Source organism: Lactococcus cremoris subsp. cremoris KW2 (assembly GCF_000468955.1).
Classification (GTDB): domain Bacteria; phylum Bacillota; class Bacilli; order Lactobacillales; family Streptococcaceae; genus Lactococcus; species Lactococcus cremoris.
In genome coordinates, this window is sequence record NC_022369.1 from 1,864,060 (window position 1) to 1,883,008 (window position 18,949).

Genomic DNA, 18,949 nt, shown 5'->3' on the forward strand with positions numbered 1-18,949 from the left:
ATATTTTCAATCATCATTACTGCTTATAAACATACCAAGTTTCATTTGGAGCCTGTTTTAGTTTTCCAGTAACTTCTTCTTTTCTTTGCAATTTTTGATTAAAATAAGTAAAAGTAAGACTTTCTCCTGCCAGTAATTTTTGTCGTTCTTCCTGATTAAAGAAATACGAATCAAAGAAACTGTAAGAGTATAGAATTTTTTCCCCTAAATATTCTCCTTCTGTAATTTTATCAATATATCTTTTTAAATAGTTATATTTTTTAAAAAGGTATTGTCTTTCCTTTTTAGATAAAAATGAAACCACATTATAATTCATTTCATATAGATGGTTAACCTCAGTGATAGTTTCTCGTTCACCGCAGTATTTTTCATAGAGTTCATTAACCTTTTTAGTGTGTTCTATATATGCCAATATTTTTCTTATTTTTCTAGAATCAAACGAAGGAATTTCTCTGTTTGTTTCTAAAAAATTAATTATTTCTTCATATTCTACATTTAACTTCTCATACTCCACAGAAGCTTTTTCTTTTGAATTTAACTTAAAATCAGCTTTCCTTAGATATAAATTAATACCTGTTGTACCCGCTATACCAATAATTGTCCCAATAACAGTGTCTAAAAGCTCCATAACTTACTCCTTTAATCTTTTTTATCTACTAATTTACTTGGAAAATTAGAAACCAAATGTCTCAGTTGTTTGATTTTCATCTGAATTTTCGTTCTCTATGTTTTCTTTCCATTCTCTATATATTTCTAAAAATCTTTCTTCTTCATCAGAATAACCTTTGAAAATGACTTTATCAATATTTTTATTTTGAAAAAATATTGTTGTCTCAGGGTTCATACTCATTGGGTACACTGCACTCATATAATCAGCAAATTTGTCTTCACCTGTTTCTTGATCTGTATATATTGCACCACGTCCCACAATAATTAGTTTTTGCATCCCCTCTTTTAATAGTACGATGCTTCCTAATAGTAATAACTTTTCATTTTGTCCGGTCATATTTATTTTCCTATCTAGTTATTTATTTTCATTCATAATATTTTCTTTAATTTCTTCATAGTCTATGATATGTTTTTTAGTCACATCATTATTTTTTTCTTCTAAATTTGTCCCTTTTATATGTTTTACGAAATATCTAGAGCCATACCACTCAATCTGTGACATTTCTTCCCATTTTCGATATTGTTCACTATATTTTCTTTTATAATATCCTTGGAGAAAAAAGGTAATTCAACATATATCTCTATTAACAGGAATACAATATTTATAATAAACCATAAAGAAGTTATCATAATGAATCCACCTATCCCCGTTTTGATTATTAAAATTTCTGGAAACATTATCTTTAAAATTATATAAATTATAAATAGTAATCCATCTATACTCAAAACATATTTAACAATCCTATTTTTTCTTCCTTGGTCTTTATCAACATCCTCAGTTAATGGAAATAATATCTTTTTCAACGACCTTATTTGATTACCCATGAATAGCGATGTGAGTAAAGTCAATGCAATGTATAAGATTAATATTCCCCATCCCTTTAAACTCTTGAAAAACATCGTTACAAACATTAAATTTATCTCGAGCATTAACCAGATAAAAATATTGTTCACATTTACATGAGTCCAAAATAAGCGTTCTGCTTTAAACCTTATCAAGTGAGAATAAAGCCAAAATATAACAAAGAGTACAAGCATTAGTAAAAATAATCCAAAAGGTAAGAAATTTATATCCGCTTTTGGAATCGGACTATCTTTGTAATGACGAAGTGTTATAGCTTTTGATACAAGATAGATCACATATAGAAGAATAATTAATAAAATTGAAATGATAAAAAGAAGTATAGGTTTCTCATTATCAGTTGAACTATTAATATATTTATTTTGCCAATTCAGCAGTGGGTCATCCTCAAAATTCATACTTTCTTCAAAAGTAGCTGTAAAAATTTTTAATCTTTTCATATATTTATCATCCAAAGCCTATTCTAGATAACCTCGGGAGTTTGGGAATAAATTTTGAAATTTCTTTTGATAGATCTGCACCTTTATTCCAAGTGCCAATTGGATTTTTAATAAAGTCACTTGCTACATTTTTAATTGTATTTAGACCTTCTCCAACCTCATCATACTTTTTATATGCCCAATCCTTCAGATCATCATATGCGTGTGGAAATGCCCATTGAATTCCTGTATTTACAAATCCTACATATGTACTTTCACCTTTTAATCCCATGCTAACTATCTCTTCCTTTTTGAAATTGTTCATGTGCCACGTCATGTTTTCTCCACTAATTACTACTAACGACTCTTTAAATCATCACTAGTAATTAGTAGAATAACTTCTACTATTACTTATCAAACTAGAAACCAATAGTTTCATCAGTTTGAGACTTTTTTTCTTTATCCAAGTCTTCTTTCCATTCTTCATAGACTCTGACATATCGTTCTTCTTCTTCATCGGTAAATCCTTCAAAAACTATTTGGTCAATATCTTCATTATTGAAAAATAGTGCATCTTGTGGATCAATTCCGTTGGGATAAACCACTCCAATATAATCACTAAAAGTTTGACCCTCACCATTATCAAATGATGCTCCACGTCCAACAACCATGAGTTTTGCGGTACCTTCCTTCAAATAAACGATTGAACCTAGTGGTAATATTTTTTCTGACATTTTAACTTCCTTTTCCTTTACTTTATTTTCTTTTTGGCAATTTTTTTCGCTTTACGTTTCCCATACCATTGTTCATCTGTTAATTTCCACGTTTTTTTATACTGATCCTTATATTTTCTAAAGTAATAGCTGGAGATGCTATTTTTTATAATCAACAGTTTTACAAAATATATCGTAAGTAAGCCTAATAATAAAAATAACCAGCTATATACTAAACTCCATAATTCAAAATTTCGTGAAATAAACCCAACTTTAATCGTAACCATATTTATCATCATAATTACTAAAATTATAATAATTAATTTTCGGTTGGAAAAAAAATTCTTTGAACTTTTGCTTTTTTCTTTCGGTAGACTGTAGAGATTTTGGTAAATTACATTCAGCTCACCCCCTATTTGTCTTATCCCAAAAATAATAAGGAGATAAATTTGTAAAAGTATTCCTAACCATCCTACACCCACCAAAGCAAATCCAAATAAAATTGGTCCCAAAGAAACGAATAACAGTAGAGACATAACTGCTCCTGCTATCCCACCTAAAGTGCTGAACGCTACAACATTCCATCTGGGCAGTAAACTTCTTATAATCAACACTACCCAAATAAATATCCATGAAAATACTCCAAATTTAGAGACAACTATAAAAGGTGCCGCCAATCTTGCAGCAAGTACAACATTATTATAATTAAGGATATTTATTTCATCTGATTTAGCATTCAGGAATCCCCCTACCATACTAACTCCCAAAGCATAAAAGAGTATTCCAAAAAATATGATAGCTAATAAGGCAGTCAATATTACATTAACTATTCCCATTTGTTTATAACTATTTTTCACATATTTTTCATACTTTCCTTGAATATTCCTTGATTCATCAAATGAAGCTTGATACAAAGTTTTTTTATTATCCATATGCGTGCTTACCTCCTCCGAAGAAAGAGGTGACATTGTGCCACGCCCCTTGTACAGCTTTACCGACTGATTTACCTGCACTATCTAATTTATCTACAGCCCAATCTCCAGCATGCTCCACAGCTTCATATGCTTTATCTTTCCCTTTAGGATTAAGTGCTCCCCAAATTGCATTTGCACCTCCTGCTACAAAACCTACGCCTGCTCCTATTGCTGTGCCCTCTGGTCCGAAGAAAGAACCAACTTTTGCCCCAGCTAGTGCTCCTTCAATTGGCCCAGCATTCTTCAACTGATTAACCCCCGCATGAACAACAGATTTCCCTGATTTTTGGAATATATCTCCCTTTTCTTTATTAAAGTCTGTGACTATATCATAACCTACGACAAGACCCATTCCAACCCAACCAGCTTTGCCAGCCAATTTTCCTAATGGCTTCAGTTTTGATAACTTAGTTCCTGCAGTAATTGCACCTTTCTTGACAAAATCTGAAGCCCATCCAGCATATTCACCCAGTGGTTTCGTATATTTAGCTATCCCTTTAAAGTCTTTTAATTTTTCTATGTTTTTTAGAAATTGATTAAAGCTTCCATCCATTGAAGACAACAATTTCTTAGCTACTGGATTATCCAGACTTCTTAGTTGTTTTTTTATAGAGCGCCAATCTTGCATTAAATAATTAAATGTTTTTTCACCATGTATTCCAAATCCTGAAAATTTTCCCCGTGTAAGACTACCTGGTTTCATCATCACCATAATAGCCAGAAAATTCTTAGCTCCAAAAGCATTCGCGCCTATTTTGTCTTGAAATGAATGATAGATATCCATAAATTCTTTATATGGTATTCCTGCACGCTTTGCTGCCTCTATAAGTTCATTTTTACTTGGTTCTAAATTTTTAGATTTCTTAAACCATGACTTATCCATTCCTTCCGGCAAACTGTAAGATCCATCTGAATTGATTCTACTTCCATTGAGTGCTTCAACACCTTGCATAGCAATCTTTAAATTAGATACACTATCATGAAACAAGCTATTCGTTGTAGAGTCAAAATGACGCAATTTATCACGCTTTTCTGTCGTTTTGCGAATTTCTTCGTCGACACTGTTACCCCAATTTGACAATTTATTTTTGGCATCTGTAAACTGATGAATCGCTTTATCTACTGCAGCTCCCACAGGATCTGCAATCAATGATAGAATATGGCTTTGATAAACTGCGGTTAGGGCCGTTTGTGCTGCTTTTTGTGCCTCAAGTTCCGCAATATGTGCGGTCAATTTATCTTCATATAATGGTTCATTAGGCATCCCCGACTTTGCTTTGTTAAAGTTTGATAAATCTTGCTTAATCCCATCAATTGCTGAAGTAGTATGTTGGATTGTGGGCAATACACAATCTTCCATCAATCCTAGACCTTTTTTATAAGCCTTACCATCCAGTTTTCCACCTCCAACAATTGTTGTTAAATGTGAGGTTGCCTCTTTAAGGCGTTTTAAAAAGTCTTCACTCATCTGCAAATCATTAGTTAATTGAGTTTTGACTTGTTCGGCATCTCCCGGAATATATATTAATCCCATGCTAAACTGTCCCTTTCTTTTTGGAGGCTTTCTTTTTTATCCTCAGTTTCTTGCGACATCTTTGAATAAGCCAATGCAACTTCTTCTTCTTGATTGTTAATAAAATTACGGATATAAGAATTTCGACCTTGATGCTCTTGTTGTTCCCACTGCGCAGCAATACTTCCTTGACGAATCATTTCACCATCTAATTCCTGAAGTTTATTAAAACTTCGAGAAATTTCATTTTCAAAGTTTTCCAAAGCACGTTTCATTTCGTTCTTTTGGTTTTGAATGTCATCTTGTTCTCGCTCAACATCAAGAATCTGACGATTATATTCTAATCTTTTATCCGCATTTCTATCCTTTACCATCATTTCCCTCCGGAAAATCTATTTCTATCTTGAGTATCTCTGGCTTGAATAATTGTAGCTAAATCTTTGAACTTATCTGCCTGTTTTTTTATACAAGTTGCTAAATCAGACAAATCTGTCAACATTTCTTTGGAAACATTTGCCCCTTTTTTAATACTACCAATATTACTTGACCCAATCGAAATCTTACTTCCTTTAAAACTTCCCGTGTCAACTCCCCAAAATTTGGAAACAGCATCTTGGGCAACATTTATATCAGATTTCATAATTTATCTCCTTCCTATTATTGCGCTAGACTACGAAGTTTATAAAACGGGTCAATTTTTCCCATTGTCATTTCTTCCGACACTTCTTCATCAGATTCTTCAGCTTCTGGAATTTCCGTTAGAGCTTCTTTAAATTGGCTAGCAACTTTAGAAGGCCTTCGTCCATTTTCCATCTGATACAATAAATCCTTTAAGAATTCTTCATCTGCCTCATCAGTATAACCTTCAAAAACCACTTCTTCAATTTCAGAATCAATTAGAGGGAATGTCTCTTGATCGGGTGCTTCACCAAATGGGTGTGGACCAACCAAATATCTTGGTACTGCTTCATCCTCACCTTCTCTCATTGCTCCTCTTGCTAAAACAACGTAAAGTCCTGAATTATTGTCAGTTTCGATCTTGACAATTGATCCCAATCCTAAAAGATTTCCAATTAATTTCAATGCCATATCTATCATTCTCCTTCTTTCTCTGTTGGAATAACAATATTGAATAGTTCCTCATCTTTAATAGAATGAAGGACATTCTTAGCATGAACTTCTTTTTTTACATCCATTGGTAAATTATCAATGAATCGTTGCGTGTTCAAATCACCGCCAAAAAGGAGTTGGTAGGTATTTTCTTTCAAAGGTCCTGTAATACTATAACTATTTGCAATTCGAGACATGTTATCCATGAAAACAAGTTGAACACTAGTATTTTGAAGTCCAATGATTTCTAATACTTGATCAGGACTCATCATTAATTTTTCAAAAATATCTGAAATGCCATTAATGATAACTAATTGTTGATTTTCCTCATTCTTTTCTATTAAATCTTCCAAAGCTTCTTTAACAAGTTGAGATTCTGCCACAAGCATTTTTTTACCAATGTAAAGCGAAACATTCTTCATCAAAAACTCTAAACTATTATTTGTATCAATAACAATAATATTTTCACTAGATACTTGTTTTAAAATTTGGTTTGTTAAGAAAGGATAAATCATTTTTGCTTGTTTAGATGATTCCGGAAAAATACCTAATGTTTTCCCCTTGAAAAGTTCAAATATTTCTGGTTCAGAGCTTGCTTTATTTAAACCAAAGTATAAAACATTACCAGTTTCTTCTGAAATATAATTATCAAAAGTTTTTACATCTAAATCATCTGGAACCATTGGAATCTCATCTGGCAAACTTCCAGACCAAGAGTCGTTCATTGCTGTGATCTCTTGTTCGAGTGCTGCCAATACTTCAACTTCGCTTTCTCCTTTTACTGGTAAGTATATTTGAAGGGCGAGTGGTTGGTCTAGTTTAATTTGAGCACGTCCTGGAAGCTCTACTTGTTCTAACTTATCACGTCCAAATAAATTACTTAAATCACCGTCTTCATTAAGAAAGAGTGCCATTTTAGTTTGGATATTTGCCATCATGTTCATCCGAATGGCATTGTAACGTCCAGCAGTAATGACTAAATAAATTCCGACTGCTGCTCCTTCACGCAAAACTTTCATTAAAAGATTATCAATATTATCTTTACGATTATCGTTTTGGCTTAAACCATCATATGAATCTAGAACATTGACAAGAATCGGTAGTTTCTGCTTAGTTTTAGCCTGGTATTGATTAATATTCGCAACACCTTCTTTTTTGAAAAGTGCCTTACGTTCTGCTAAATTTTGTTCCAAACGGTTAAACATTTTCTGTAACTTTTCATTTTCTTCTAAAGTCACAATATCCGCCACATGGGGGAGATTTTTAAGTGGTAGTAAACCATTAGTCCCAAAATCAAATAAATTAAATTGTACTTGTTCTGGAGTATTTTGTCTTGCCAGATTCATAACCATTGTTTGAAGAGTCACTGACTTCCCAAAGCCTGGACTAGAAAAAATAACGGTATGAGAGGTTTCTTCCAAGTTGTAGTTGTAAACTTCTTGACTTTGCATACTTGGAATATCCAATAATCCCAAAGGAATTGAGAGATTTCGTTTTTTCTTAGTTTTAGGTTCCGCTGTGACAATTGCTTCGCCAAGATTTGGTAGCCACGGTTTATCAGGTTTTGTGTAGCTTGAGTTCTCAAAATTTTTGGCAATTTCTTCTATTGTCGCTTCTAATTGTGTCGGTACATCTTCCTTGACTGCTCCTTGGTCAATGAGGTCTTCACGTGGGTCATAAAGCAATTCCCATTGTCCAGATTCATTAACGCGGTAAATCCGTTCATCTTTGATTTCTTCGGTTGTCGCATGAGGGTTGTAATCAACACCCCCATAACCTGATTGGAAGAGTTCATAAACTTCACTTTCCCCTACTCGAAGATATCCACGCCCTGCATTAGTGATGTGAGCAGCATCTCCTGTTTTAATCAAAGCTTTAGAATTGGCCTCATCTGACATTTTGAGGGCAACTTTAGATTTTGCATTGGCATCAATTTGATCATTGACGACACCATCAGGTTTTTGTGTGGCAAGAATCAAGTGAACCCCAAGTGACCGTCCGATACGTGCAACTGAGGTTAATTCATCTAAGAATTCCGGTACATTTTCTTTTAATTCGGCAAATTCATCAGAAACAAGCATCAAGTGTGGCAGTGGTTTATGTGGATAATTCACACCCTCGCGTGGATTGTTACGTTCACGATAGAGTTTGGTATAGCCAGCAATATTACTTACTCCGTACTCTCTGAATTCACGTTGACGTTTTTTGAGTTCGGCGTTAATAGAAGCTAAAGCTCTTGCTGTTCCGGCACCGTCTAAGTTCGTGATTGAACCCATGAAATGAGGAAGGTCAGCTAGAGTATCAGCAATTCCTCCCCCTTTCCAGTCGATAATCAACATTCCGATGTCTTCTGGTGAAAAGTTAATGGCAAGCCCCATTAAGAAAGTTGTTAAGAATTCAGATTTACCTGAACCAGAAGTCCCTCCGACGATTGCATGAGGTCCATGAACTTGTTCATGTAAATCCCAAAAAGCGAATTCTTTTTTCCCTTTCCATCCTATCATAGACGCGATTGATTTACTTGGTTCCGCCTGCGCCCAGCGTTCAGAAACATTTAAATCTTCAACTGTTTCAACAAGGTACTGCTCAAGTAAGCTCAACCGCTCTGGAATTGCATTTTTTTCTACTTCCATATGTTCTAAGCTAGACATTTGGCGAAGAATTACTTCATAGTTTTCTTTATTTTCAAGTTGAGGATAAGGTTTGTAAACTTTATCCAAATGATGTCCATTATCTTGAATCAAAACGCCTGCTTGTTGATTTTTAACTTCAACAAGGGCCGTGATTGTTTCAGGTAAAAGCTTTTTATCTTCTTTAGCCCAAATCACTGTCACCCCTAAATCGGACATATCCTCAGCTAAAAACTCGTTGAGCCCATGACCAGCAAGGTAAGAATCATCCAAAATCGTGAAGACAAAATGAGGGAGAAAAGTTGGTTTTTCCCGACCAGCAGCATTTAATTCTTGTTTTCTCGAGTTGATAATTTGATAAAAGCTTGACAAAACAATATCTCTTGACTTAGCATTATGCACGATTCCTCGTGTGTTAATTCCTTGAACTTTAAAATGAGGAAGGAAACGCCATTGTTGCCAATCTTTTGCGTAAGACTTTTCAGGTACCAATGTTATGAAATTGAGGTCACGATAGGATTGGAAGAAGGCCATTTGAAGATAAAGGTTTGAAATTGTATCTTTTAAAACATCGTAATTACCAATTAATCCTAGGGTTTGACTTCTTAAATCTAAAGCAATAGGTACATCTTCTTGTTGACTATACTTTTCAACTAATTTTTTAACGTGTGTGGCCCACTCGTCTTCATCACGAGAAGTGTAGTCTGTTTCAACTTTCAAACCTGACGGCTGAGTTCCTGTTCCTAATGAGATTTGTAAGAAATCTTTATTATTAATCATCCGTTCATAAAGACGCGAATCATATTTTTCAATCATCTCTAGCAATTCTTGTGGTGAGGGTTGTTGATAATGGATGATTTCGTTTTCTTGTCGATGTGCCTGACCTATTTTAGAGGTTATCTTCGAAAGATAGGCCTGATAGTCTTCTTCACGATGGCTCTCTCTCTCCAAACGGTCTTTTTTCTCTGTCCGATATTGGGTTACCGTAAAGGTTACTGTCATCAAACTGGCCAGTGCTGTTGCCATCATCATGAGAGGATTACGTCCAGACATAAGAGTCGTAATACTCCCGGCTGCTAGCATCCCTACTGGTGGTAAAATTGCTTTTACTAAACCACCTTTAGGTGCTTGTTCTTTATCTTCAATTTTTTCGTATTTAAATTTTTCTTCAGGAATTTCTAAATTTAAACGGGGAGAACGGCGATATTCTGGAAAATCTTGCGGTTTTTCAAGTTTACGATGTTGCTCTAAGAAAAACTCTGGATTAAAAATAATATCGCGAGCAAATGAAGTTACTTTCCATTGTTCTGAGCGTCTCTCTACCATAAGATCTGGTGTGAGAATACTATCTCCAATATTAACCTCTCGACTAAGGCTATTGGTCAACTTTTCATTATTATAATAGACAAAATCTCCAAGAGGTTTAATAAGTGCTCTAGGATGCTTTTCATCCTCATTATCAATAATTACAAGTGAATCATCCAAAGTTTGGATTGCACGATGTTCATTTTGATTATGAATTATAAGTTCTTGATTATCCAAAAGCAAGAAGTGAGTATGCAAATCTTGCGCAGCAAAAACGATGAATGCGAGCCCTTCAACTTCATTTTTACCTTTAGAAACTCTGCCACCATTTACTAAAACATGGTCATTTACAATCCCAAACATCAAATTTTCATAAGTTACAGTCATTTGCGATTTTGTGAGAGTCACGCGTTCCAACTGGTCTTTTAAGATGAAAATAACGTAGAGAATGTCTTCGGGATGACGGACTTCATACAAGAAATTTTGATTCTCTTTTTGGGAATTTTCTAATTCAAATAGTTCTTTCATATTATTTTCCTAAACTCTTACTTAGCTCTTGAATTTGTTTGTTATATTCTTCAAGTTTTTTCTGTTTTTCATCACCATTCATTGAAGTATTTAGTTTTGTAGCTTGATATAAATCTGTATATGCAAGCAATGTCAGTTGGTCGTCTCCAATGTTTTTAGCTAAGTTCAAAGCTTTTTCAAATTCACCTCGTCCTTGATAAATCCAATAATTCAAGGTATTGTTATCAGTTGTAGATGAGATATTATTTAAAACGGCAGCTTTTTGTGTTTGACTCAGATTTGCCAGATTAATTGATGAAGAAGCTAGGACAAAACGAGCATCTTTAGAGAGTTGATTCGGTTGGTAAGATTTCAAATCATCCAATGTTTTATCATAATGATTTGTGATAAAATCCGCTTGCGCACTCATGATTGCCTTTTGTTTAGGGATTGTAGTTTTTTGGTCAATGACTGTCAAAACAGCCATCGCAATTGCTCCAATTACTGCCACTGATCCAGCATATTTAAAGAAGCGATAGCGTCCTTTAGAAACTTTAACTAAGGCCGCTGCTTCCTTTTGCTTTTCTTTACTCAATTTTGCTTCTACTAAGTGTTGAATTTCCTCAAAAGAATCACATGATGCAATCGCTTGACTAAATTTATCTCTCAAGCTCGTTTCACCATTTACAAAGTTATCGTAAGAAATTTTAGGATTTAATATTGCTAAACTTAGTGCTTTATATTGTGATAAGAATAATTCAGAATCAAAGTTCATTGGAGCCACTCCTTCTCTTATCCCAATATGAACATAAGAAAAGTTCCCATCAATTAGAAAGATATTCTCCGGATGAACAAAAGGTACTTTATAACCTGAATTATGAGCAGTTAGATTTTTTAATTGTAAAATCAATTCTAGGCGTTCAAGTTCTGATTTTCTTTCTAGGATAAGTGACATTAAACTCTTTTCTCTATTAGATAAATCATAAGAAATTTGAAAAGCATATTCTTCATCTTCAGAACTTTCAAGCTTTGTTTTACTTTTAATAAATTCTAGTTCTTGTTGGTTGACTTGTGTGCCTGTTAAGAAAACAATAAACTGATTCTCTTTTCTCTCAACTGCTAATGTGTTCTGTCCATCAAATAATTTCATCTTCTTCTCCTACAATGAGTTGTAAAATATCTCCATTTCCCAACCCTAACTCTTTCAAGGTTAGTCCGCTTCCTAAGGCAACTGATTTTCCTTTAACAATAAAACTCCATTGCTCCGGCAAGTTTTGCCCGTTTGCTTTAAAAGCTTGGGCTAACAATTCAATTAAGCGTCTTGAAGTAACATTTGAAGGAACAGCTAAATCGACTTGTTTTCCTAGCCACTCCAAACTAATTTCAACGTGGTCTTTCATTATTTCCTTCTCTTTCTACGTGTCAAACTTCTAGCAACATATCCGGTTAAAATCATTAATGGTAATGTCAGAAGTAAAAGTATTAACATTCCATTATTCTTAGAGTCTTTCTTCGATTCAGTTGATGCTACATTTGTCTGACTATAATCTCTAAATAATTTCGTTTTAAGACTTTGATAATTCGTTTTATAGAGTTTATTTTGACTTTTTTTACTGAAGTCTATATCATTAACATGCTTTGTTGCTTCTTCAGTATTTCTGGCTTTTTCTTGTGTTTTCTTATCTAAATCTTTTGAGAAAAGTTGAGAGCGAATAGCAAAATCTGAGGTACTAGAACCAGCTCCTGATTGAGTGGTAATCATGTCAGAGTTAAGCTGTAAACTTCCATCACTATCAGCTAAAACAACAAAAGGACTATAAAAAAACAAGAATAGTCCACTAAATATTAAAAATACTTTTCGTTTTTTCATTTAATCTCCATAAAATAAGGTTTATGAGGCCCTATACTCCTTGCCCCTTTTCATATCTACCTTTAGAAAGAGCCAAAATAAAAGAGCACCGCAGGGGGTGCTCATCATTAAAATCCAAAACTTTGAGCATCTTGTGCATCGCGTTCTTCAACAGTATCAGCATATTTATTCAACTGTTGGTTGATACTTTCGAGCAATTCTTCAAATTTACGAACATTTTGTTCTAATTGATTATATTGTTCTAAGTATGCTTGAAAGGCTTGACCTTTCCACTCTTCAGCAATTGTAGAATTCATAGAATTCACTCGTTGAATGGCTTGTTCAATTTGCTCTTTAGATTGAATGTAAACTTGTGCTTGTTGTTTTAGCTCAGCAGGCGTTACGGAAATAGCTCCCATTTTAAATTCTCCTTAAAAAATTAATGTTGTTGTAATCAATACAACTCATTCTCTAACACATGTGTTATATAGACTCCAATTTTTTTACAAGTTTATTTTATCACAATGGATTTGTTATGCCAATAATTTTTTTGTTCTTAAAATGCAAACTAAAAGAACTAAAATAGACAAATAATTTCTATTACATTACTTTTTGATACTTTCTTTACCGCTATTCTTATATTTGCCGCTTCTTACTATTTTTCCAAATGATTTGATGGCAACAAAAAAACGCTTCTTATTAATAAAGAAACGTTTAATAGTATTTTTAAAATTATAAATCTGTAACTTGTACTGATTTTTGGGAATTTTACCCAATAGAACCTTCCATTGAAAAATGGAATTACTTAATCTCATGATATGACCTAAAACATTGATACATAAGCATAAACACTCCTAGAACATTTTTAAAAACGTACCAGATTCATATAGAAGTTTAAGACTTATGCCCCTTTTTTGCCCCTTTTATTTATGGTTCTTGCTGGACTCGAACCAGCGACCGAACGGTTAGCTACCAACTGAACTAAAGAACCTAGTATGATAATCTGTAGCACTTATCTTGGTTATTATATAAGATATATGTGGACGGAACTGCAGATTATCAAAGATACTGTAAAAGAAATCAATTTCTCATCCACTAAATACGTTATAACACACTACTATAAATAATTGACAATTGTCTAAAAAATTGATAATATTTAAATTGTTAGTACCTCTTATTTTTTGTATATACGAAATTTTTTCTGAATTTGTACTAACACTCATCATCCTCTAGTTGGACTCCTTGAAGTCATCCAGCTAGAGCTTTTTTATTTGAAAAAAGCCACTCCGAAGAGCAGCTTAACTCTAGAAATAGGATGAAATCTCACAAACATCCCGAATACATTATAGCATAATATCATTGACAATTGTTCATAAAATTGTTAATATTATAATAGTTAGTGCAAGTTAATCTAGTTTTATACTATATTATTCATACCTTGCTCTAATCACTTTTCGGCACTGGCTTAATGCTAGTGCTTTTTTATATAAAAAAATGCCTCATAAGGGGGAGGAGGCATTTAAGAAAAATTTTATAACGAGCTTCTCATGGATGAAGAAAACTCTAGGAATAAAATATCAGGATAATTTATTATAGCGCTATCATTATTCTTTGTCAATAAAAAAGCGCCCCAGTTAGGAGAGGGACGCTCGGAGTAAACTTTATGAAAAAAGTTTTTTGGAATAAGAACATTATATAACTTTCCGTTTCCGTTGTAAAGAAAAAACGCCCTCGCTTTGGAAAAGGGCGCTTTATCTCTTCATAAACACTTAGCTATTTGTATTTGTAATTGGAATAGCATTCATGATTCCATCATTATAACAATATCAATAAAATGACGAAGTAACATTTATTAACAAAAAAAGCCCTGACCGAAGTCAGGATTTTAATTTACACATTTTTACGATATAGTTTTTCCATTTGTGCTTGATATAGTGGAATAACTGGTGCTTTAGGGAATGCTTTTTGATAATTAGTCCACATTCCTGGGTCTGTAATCCACGAATACATTCCAGCATTAATCATATAGATTCGCTTTGTATCAACTGTTTGAATAAAGTGCATTTCTTCTTCCTCATATTCTATTGTATTATTTATATTAATATCTTCTGTAGTTATTGAATTGCTAGTGCTTCCGCTTCCTGCTAGTGATTTCCATTGATTGGCATTGATATAAGCAAGATTTATATCAAGATTACCGCTCCAATTAGCAAGTGAACCAGCTGAACTATACTGGTGGATAGCCGCTGAACTCCAAGCACCGTAACCGTACCCTTTTCCGTCAGTCCACGGTTCAGATTGATAACCTGTAGGATTCATAGAGGCATATTGCGCAACCCATAAAGGGTTAGTACTTGAAATCGTACTCCAGTTAAACTGGCGAGTAACATCTGATGACATGTAAATCATCGGATTGATTCCAGTTTTTTCTTTTACTCGATTCAGAAATTGACGGGCGCCAACATTTCCCCATGCATTAATTGCCCCAGCTTCAAAGTCTAAAACAAGAACTGCTTTGCCAATATAATTTTTAACAACACTGATAAAAAAATCAGCTTCTGCGATTGGATTTCCTACGCTGGCAAAATGATAGAAACCCAGAAGCTTATTTGTTTGAATCACTTGTCCAGCTTGCTCTTCCCAAGTTGGATTTATATAGTTAGTTCCCTCTGTAGCCTTTATAATGACGAAATCTGAGGGAACAATTCCAGCGTTTAATTCTGCTTGATAGCTGGAAATGTCAATTCCGTTCATATCATTCTCCTTGTTCTGTTGGTTCTGATTTTTCTACTTCTTCAATAATTGGAAAAATAATGTCAGCCGCTTTCTGCGTTGCTTGAGCAACTTGACCAGTAACTTCAACTGCTTTTTCAGTAACCTCTTTAACAGTTTTAACCGGGTCAGAAGTGAAATTCTTTTTCAACTGAGCTAATGATGTTTCAATCTGAGCTTCAATCTGAGCTGGATTGGTTTTGATTTTAATTCGTTTAGCCTCTTCTGTCACATAGTTAATAGCTTCAGACAACTTCTCAGGGTTCTCGTTGAAGTTCTTTTCTGCCCAAGTCACACCTTGATTTGCCAATTTGGCTAAAGCATCGATGTTTTTTACATTGCTATGCTTTTTAGCAGCCTGTGAAATGAAGTAAGACACTACTGTTCCTACTAAAGTTAAAATACCGCTAAAGATTGTCATTAAATTTTGATCCATTTTGTTTTCTCCTTATTTAAAAATTAGTTCGATGACTTCTTTTACCAGTGCAAAAATAATTGCAGAGGAGCCACCTATCCCAAAGATAAGCTTCCAGATATTGCTTTTATCAAGCAGCTTCAATTGAAATTGTCGTTCATCTGAACTCTCGTTTCCTTTAAGAACAGCTTGCAATATTTGAGCATTTTGTTCAGATTGACGAGTATTCTGTTCTCTTAAAAAGCGATTTGATTCATCCACACGAGTCAGACCGTCATTCATTTGCTTTTGCATTTCAACCGACATATCATTAAGTCGAGATAATTCTTTGTCATGTTGCTTGAGCTTGTCCTCGTGTTGCTCCACAAGTTGTTCTAATTCCATAACCCCTGCTTTCTATTTTTCTGGCACTTCATAAGTGGCCAGTTTATTTTTTGAAGCCTCAAACGCTTCTGATATTAATTCGTTTAGCTCATTTTTAGCTTCTTCTGAATTATGAAAATCTTGTGGGCCATTAATTGTTAGCTGTGCTTCTAAAGCTCCCGTTTCATAAGCGGTAAAGCTAAGGTTAGCAACGATATTATCGCCGATAATAATGTCGGTAGTTTCTTGAGTCTGTTTGTTCTTTTTCATTTTTTCTCCTTGTTATGCCGGTGAGGCATCATCGGTAAACCATGTTTGCGTCCCCCGAGGATATCCGCTACTTGTTGCCGGTCCAAACCAAGTACAAACCCCGTCAATTCCAGCATCAATATGCGAACTATTAAAGCTCGAAGTCATATGTGCCGGTATATTTACTGATTTATTAGGTCGATAGCCTAACGGAATTTTACCCACACCGAATTGTTGACCAGAAGTAAGCGATGAATTAATCGTCCCTGTCAAAATTGCAATTACCATTTCCCCACGCCGTTCTAAACTTAAGGTTAAGCCAGCGCCAATTGTTACGGAAGCAGTCTTAGAAGTTTGTCTAATTTCACCATAGACTGTCACGTCGCCTTGCAAAACTGTTTTTCCAACTATCAAAAATTGAAAATTAGGTCTAGCAGATTCTAAAACCAAAGTAACTGCATTAGATTGAGTGTTATGATTATCCATACTAAGTAAAACTGCTTTTTTAGCTGGATCAATAACTTCCCCATCATTAGAGACTGTATTATAATCAGCACTATAGAAAATCAAATTGCCAGAATCAAGAGTAGCTCCTACACTCGTATTAGAGTACCCTCCAGGAACTGAAGGATCAGGTTTTTTGGACACACCCCATGATTTAACAGTCCCATCTTTAACAGACATGCCCGTATCTCCATTTTTTAGCGTGAATGACCCCGCGGTTACATCTCCTAATGCGGTTAATGTCTCTGTGATGATGTTTTTTGCATTTATAAGATTAATAACCCAATTTTTGCCATTCCAATAATACTCAGTATTTGGTTGGATGTTAGTTCCGTCAGAAGCATCAACTGCTGTAATTCCTATATATTTCCAAGTTAAACCTTTAAATTTTGTGGTAGGTTCTTCATCAGAAACAATTTTACCTGGATCACCATCCGAACCATCTTCCCCTGAATCGCCATAAACTGCTTTTTGTTCCACAATATCTTGTGTTAAAGGAGCTTGGTTGAAAGTTGTTCGAGTGATGGACCAAAGGTATTTATTAGTAGCAGTCATTTTTGGCTGACTCGTTTGCCAAACTTCATCTTCCCAAGGATTGGCAGGAGTTGCATCGGTTTGTGTGAGTTGATATTTCTGTTCGATACCAGTCACTGAGCGTCCATCTGTCCCGTCTGTGCCATTTTCTCCATCATTTACGTTGGTTATCGTAACCGAAGCAGTGCCGACTACTTTTTCATTAACAGTAGCTTTATAAGCATAGACCGCTTTTCCATCAATTCCACTAGCGTCCACAGTAATTTCTTGAACGTTTGCTACAAGAGTTCCATCCTTTCTCCACTCATAACTATCGGCTTTAGTTTCTGAAGAATCTGACCCGAAATAAATTCGAGCAGTTAAGGTCGTTGAACCCTTACCGTTCTTAAATTGTAATCCGTTAGTAGTTTCTACTTCCGCCTTATAGGGTATGTTTTGGTCAACTAAATCTTTCATTCTGCCATATAAATCGGCAGAAATTTCACTTTTTAATTTAACAAAATTAGTAAAGGTTATTTTATTATTTAATGGATTAGTAAAACTTATTTCTTGTTCAGATACTCTTGCTGATAAAATTAATCCACCATCTGACTTGTCAAAAGTTGAGTCTTGAACAATTATTGTATCTCCAATATTTAGCTTTTTGTCATTTCCAAGAGCACTTGTAACAGCATTTACTGATACTACTACTTCATAAGTCATTTGAGGATAAGCATATAGTTTAAACTGGCTTACAGCATAATCCCATAAATCATCATTTGAACTTGCGGATGTTTGAACATTTTTATTAGTATATTGATCTGAAGATGTAGATAGGATTTGAGAAGGAAACATATCTCTTGATAAAGGAGCATATGCTGTATTACTACCAGCATCTTTATAAAATTCTAATTGGCCATCAGAATTATAATATTTTCCTTCTATTGATAACCAATTATATTTGTTGTTTGAATCAGTAACAGTAGTTGAATTAAAAAATGTAGATGTTCTATCTCCAGTTGAGGTTATACCATTAATATTTTTACCATAATATAACGTTACATCTTTTCTTAATTGACCAACTCCTCCAGTTTGATATAAATCTAATGTTATATTTTGAAGTGTTCCGTCATCTTTTAGATTTGTTTTAAATTGAAATTCAGCCTTAAAACTATTACAAATAGAAATTATACGAGCTAGTTTTGTTTCGGTACTATCAAAAGAGAGTATTGGATTAGATGTATCTTCATCAATAGTTGAAAAAGGATTATTACCTATTTCAACAACATTATCTGTAATTTTAGCTGCATTTTTAAGATACCAAACAATACTATGGCGAAGATTATTATTATATGGTTCTACATCCTCACTAATCAGTTCAAGATTTAAATTTTCGCATTGTAATTGCATTGAATAATGATCTTGTTGAATATTAATTATATTAAATAAATAATCTTCATCATCGTAACTAAAGCTTATATAGCTTTGTAAAGTCAACAAGGCATAATCAGGATTTACCTTATTAACAGAAAAGTCAAAAGTAGATGTTCCCTCCACTAAATAACGATGCCAATTATCATTA

20 protein-coding genes and 1 tRNA gene are annotated in these 18,949 nt (G+C 34.0%); all 21 read right to left on the reverse strand.

What is annotated here, in order from left to right:
- Window positions 1–16: 16 nt before the first annotated feature.
- The 21 genes from KW2_RS08810 to KW2_RS12160 all read right to left on the reverse strand — a co-directional run bounded on the left by KW2_RS08810 (window position 17) and on the right by KW2_RS12160 (window position 18,924).
- Entirely contained in the window at window positions 17–628 is a 612-nt protein-coding gene (locus tag KW2_RS08810) for a hypothetical protein (RefSeq protein WP_021037703.1), read from the reverse strand.
- Between the two features lie 45 nt (window positions 629–673).
- A complete protein-coding gene (locus tag KW2_RS08815; RefSeq protein WP_021037704.1) occupies window positions 674–1,006 on the reverse strand; it encodes a DUF4176 domain-containing protein in 333 nt (110 codons plus the stop codon).
- Between the two features lie 125 nt (window positions 1,007–1,131).
- A complete protein-coding gene (locus KW2_RS08820) occupies window positions 1,132–1,971 on the reverse strand; it encodes a hypothetical protein (RefSeq protein ID WP_021037706.1) in 840 nt (279 codons plus the stop codon).
- Window positions 1,972–1,978: 7 nt separating this feature from the next.
- Window positions 1,979–2,287, reverse strand: a complete 309-nt coding sequence (locus KW2_RS08825) for a hypothetical protein (protein WP_021037707.1) — start codon at window positions 2,285–2,287, stop codon at window positions 1,979–1,981.
- Between the two features lie 82 nt (window positions 2,288–2,369).
- Window positions 2,370–2,684: a DUF4176 domain-containing protein gene (locus tag KW2_RS08830; RefSeq protein WP_021037708.1), complete on the reverse strand. Its 315-nt coding sequence runs from the start codon at window positions 2,682–2,684 to the stop codon at window positions 2,370–2,372.
- Between the two features lie 17 nt (window positions 2,685–2,701).
- On the reverse strand, window positions 2,702–3,595 hold the full coding sequence (locus tag KW2_RS08835) for a hypothetical protein (protein WP_021037709.1): 894 nt from the start codon (window positions 3,593–3,595) through the stop codon (window positions 2,702–2,704).
- The gene (locus KW2_RS08840; protein WP_021037710.1) at window positions 3,588–5,171 is read right to left on the reverse strand and encodes an LXG domain-containing protein; all 1,584 of its coding nucleotides are present in this window, start codon (window positions 5,169–5,171) and stop codon (window positions 3,588–3,590) included. Before KW2_RS08840 ends, KW2_RS08835 begins: the two co-directional genes overlap by 8 nt.
- Window positions 5,162–5,524 (reverse strand): hypothetical protein, encoded by a 363-nt coding sequence (locus KW2_RS08845; protein ID WP_021037711.1) that lies wholly within the window; start codon window positions 5,522–5,524, stop codon window positions 5,162–5,164. The genes KW2_RS08840 and KW2_RS08845 overlap by 10 nt, the downstream gene beginning before the upstream one ends.
- The gene (locus tag KW2_RS08850) at window positions 5,524–5,790 is read right to left on the reverse strand and encodes a hypothetical protein (RefSeq protein WP_021037712.1); all 267 of its coding nucleotides are present in this window, start codon (window positions 5,788–5,790) and stop codon (window positions 5,524–5,526) included. The genes KW2_RS08845 and KW2_RS08850 overlap by 1 nt, the downstream gene beginning before the upstream one ends.
- A gap of 17 nt (window positions 5,791–5,807) precedes the next feature.
- Window positions 5,808–6,239: a DUF4176 domain-containing protein gene (locus tag KW2_RS08855; protein WP_021037713.1), complete on the reverse strand. Its 432-nt coding sequence runs from the start codon at window positions 6,237–6,239 to the stop codon at window positions 5,808–5,810.
- Between the two features lie 5 nt (window positions 6,240–6,244).
- Window positions 6,245–10,723, reverse strand: coding sequence for a type VII secretion protein EssC (gene essC, locus KW2_RS08860; protein ID WP_021037714.1), 4,479 nt, complete (start codon window positions 10,721–10,723; stop codon window positions 6,245–6,247).
- A 1-nt stretch (window position 10,724) separates the two neighbouring features.
- The gene (gene essB / locus KW2_RS08865) at window positions 10,725–11,852 is read right to left on the reverse strand and encodes a type VII secretion protein EssB (protein ID WP_021037715.1); all 1,128 of its coding nucleotides are present in this window, start codon (window positions 11,850–11,852) and stop codon (window positions 10,725–10,727) included.
- The gene (locus KW2_RS08870; RefSeq protein ID WP_011835706.1) at window positions 11,839–12,102 is read right to left on the reverse strand and encodes an EsaB/YukD family protein; all 264 of its coding nucleotides are present in this window, start codon (window positions 12,100–12,102) and stop codon (window positions 11,839–11,841) included. Before KW2_RS08870 ends, essB begins: the two co-directional genes overlap by 14 nt.
- The gene (gene essA / locus KW2_RS08875; RefSeq protein ID WP_011835707.1) at window positions 12,102–12,572 is read right to left on the reverse strand and encodes a type VII secretion protein EssA; all 471 of its coding nucleotides are present in this window, start codon (window positions 12,570–12,572) and stop codon (window positions 12,102–12,104) included. Before essA ends, KW2_RS08870 begins: the two co-directional genes overlap by 1 nt.
- A gap of 107 nt (window positions 12,573–12,679) precedes the next feature.
- Window positions 12,680–12,970 carry a WXG100 family type VII secretion target gene (locus tag KW2_RS08880; protein ID WP_011835708.1) on the reverse strand — a complete coding sequence of 97 codons (291 nt, stop codon included), beginning with the start codon at window positions 12,968–12,970 and terminating at the stop codon, window positions 12,680–12,682.
- Between the two features lie 511 nt (window positions 12,971–13,481).
- Window positions 13,482–13,542: transfer RNA gene (locus tag KW2_RS08885), tRNA-OTHER, on the reverse strand.
- Window positions 13,543–14,441: 899 nt separating this feature from the next.
- Window positions 14,442–15,305: a GH25 family lysozyme gene (locus KW2_RS08890; protein ID WP_021037716.1), complete on the reverse strand. Its 864-nt coding sequence runs from the start codon at window positions 15,303–15,305 to the stop codon at window positions 14,442–14,444.
- A gap of 1 nt (window position 15,306) precedes the next feature.
- A complete protein-coding gene (locus KW2_RS08895; protein ID WP_021037717.1) occupies window positions 15,307–15,759 on the reverse strand; it encodes a phage holin in 453 nt (150 codons plus the stop codon).
- Between the two features lie 12 nt (window positions 15,760–15,771).
- Window positions 15,772–16,122 carry a hypothetical protein gene (locus KW2_RS08900; RefSeq protein WP_021037718.1) on the reverse strand — a complete coding sequence of 117 codons (351 nt, stop codon included), beginning with the start codon at window positions 16,120–16,122 and terminating at the stop codon, window positions 15,772–15,774.
- Window positions 16,123–16,134: 12 nt separating this feature from the next.
- A complete protein-coding gene (locus KW2_RS08905) occupies window positions 16,135–16,371 on the reverse strand; it encodes a hypothetical protein (protein WP_021037719.1) in 237 nt (78 codons plus the stop codon).
- A gap of 12 nt (window positions 16,372–16,383) precedes the next feature.
- Window positions 16,384–18,924, reverse strand: a complete 2,541-nt coding sequence (locus tag KW2_RS12160; RefSeq protein WP_187288327.1) for a hypothetical protein — start codon at window positions 18,922–18,924, stop codon at window positions 16,384–16,386.
- Window positions 18,925–18,949: the final 25 nt, after the last annotated feature.

Excerpts from the sequence above, each read along its gene's own strand:
- KW2_RS08835 (WP_021037709.1), bottom strand. The coding sequence starts at position 3,595 with ATGGATAATAAAAAAACTTTGTATCAAGCTTCATTTGATGAATCAAGG.
- KW2_RS08850 (WP_021037712.1), bottom strand. The coding sequence starts at position 5,790 with ATGAAATCTGATATAAATGTTGCCCAAGATGCTGTTTCCAAATTTTGG.
- KW2_RS08840 (WP_021037710.1), bottom strand. The coding sequence starts at position 5,171 with ATGGGATTAATATATATTCCGGGAGATGCCGAACAAGTCAAAACTCAA.
- KW2_RS08825 (WP_021037707.1), bottom strand. The coding sequence starts at position 2,287 with ATGACGTGGCACATGAACAATTTCAAAAAGGAAGAGATAGTTAGCATG.
- KW2_RS08895 (WP_021037717.1), bottom strand. The coding sequence starts at position 15,759 with ATGGATCAAAATTTAATGACAATCTTTAGCGGTATTTTAACTTTAGTA.
- essA (WP_011835707.1), bottom strand. The coding sequence starts at position 12,572 with ATGAAAAAACGAAAAGTATTTTTAATATTTAGTGGACTATTCTTGTTT.
- essC (WP_021037714.1), bottom strand. The coding sequence starts at position 10,723 with ATGAAAGAACTATTTGAATTAGAAAATTCCCAAAAAGAGAATCAAAAT.
- KW2_RS08855 (WP_021037713.1), bottom strand. The coding sequence starts at position 6,239 with ATGGCATTGAAATTAATTGGAAATCTTTTAGGATTGGGATCAATTGTC.
- KW2_RS08810 (WP_021037703.1), bottom strand. The coding sequence starts at position 628 with ATGGAGCTTTTAGACACTGTTATTGGGACAATTATTGGTATAGCGGGT.
- KW2_RS08890 (WP_021037716.1), bottom strand. The coding sequence starts at position 15,305 with ATGAACGGAATTGACATTTCCAGCTATCAAGCAGAATTAAACGCTGGA.
- essB (WP_021037715.1), bottom strand. The coding sequence starts at position 11,852 with ATGAAATTATTTGATGGACAGAACACATTAGCAGTTGAGAGAAAAGAG.
- KW2_RS08815 (WP_021037704.1), bottom strand. The coding sequence starts at position 1,006 with ATGACCGGACAAAATGAAAAGTTATTACTATTAGGAAGCATCGTACTA.
- KW2_RS08830 (WP_021037708.1), bottom strand. The coding sequence starts at position 2,684 with ATGTCAGAAAAAATATTACCACTAGGTTCAATCGTTTATTTGAAGGAA.
- KW2_RS08880 (WP_011835708.1), bottom strand. The coding sequence starts at position 12,970 with ATGGGAGCTATTTCCGTAACGCCTGCTGAGCTAAAACAACAAGCACAA.
- KW2_RS08845 (WP_021037711.1), bottom strand. The coding sequence starts at position 5,524 with ATGGTAAAGGATAGAAATGCGGATAAAAGATTAGAATATAATCGTCAG.
- KW2_RS08820 (WP_021037706.1), bottom strand. The coding sequence starts at position 1,971 with ATGAAAAGATTAAAAATTTTTACAGCTACTTTTGAAGAAAGTATGAAT.
- KW2_RS08900 (WP_021037718.1), bottom strand. The coding sequence starts at position 16,122 with ATGGAATTAGAACAACTTGTGGAGCAACACGAGGACAAGCTCAAGCAA.
- KW2_RS08870 (WP_011835706.1), bottom strand. The coding sequence starts at position 12,102 with ATGAAAGACCACGTTGAAATTAGTTTGGAGTGGCTAGGAAAACAAGTC.
- KW2_RS08905 (WP_021037719.1), bottom strand. The coding sequence starts at position 16,371 with ATGAAAAAGAACAAACAGACTCAAGAAACTACCGACATTATTATCGGC.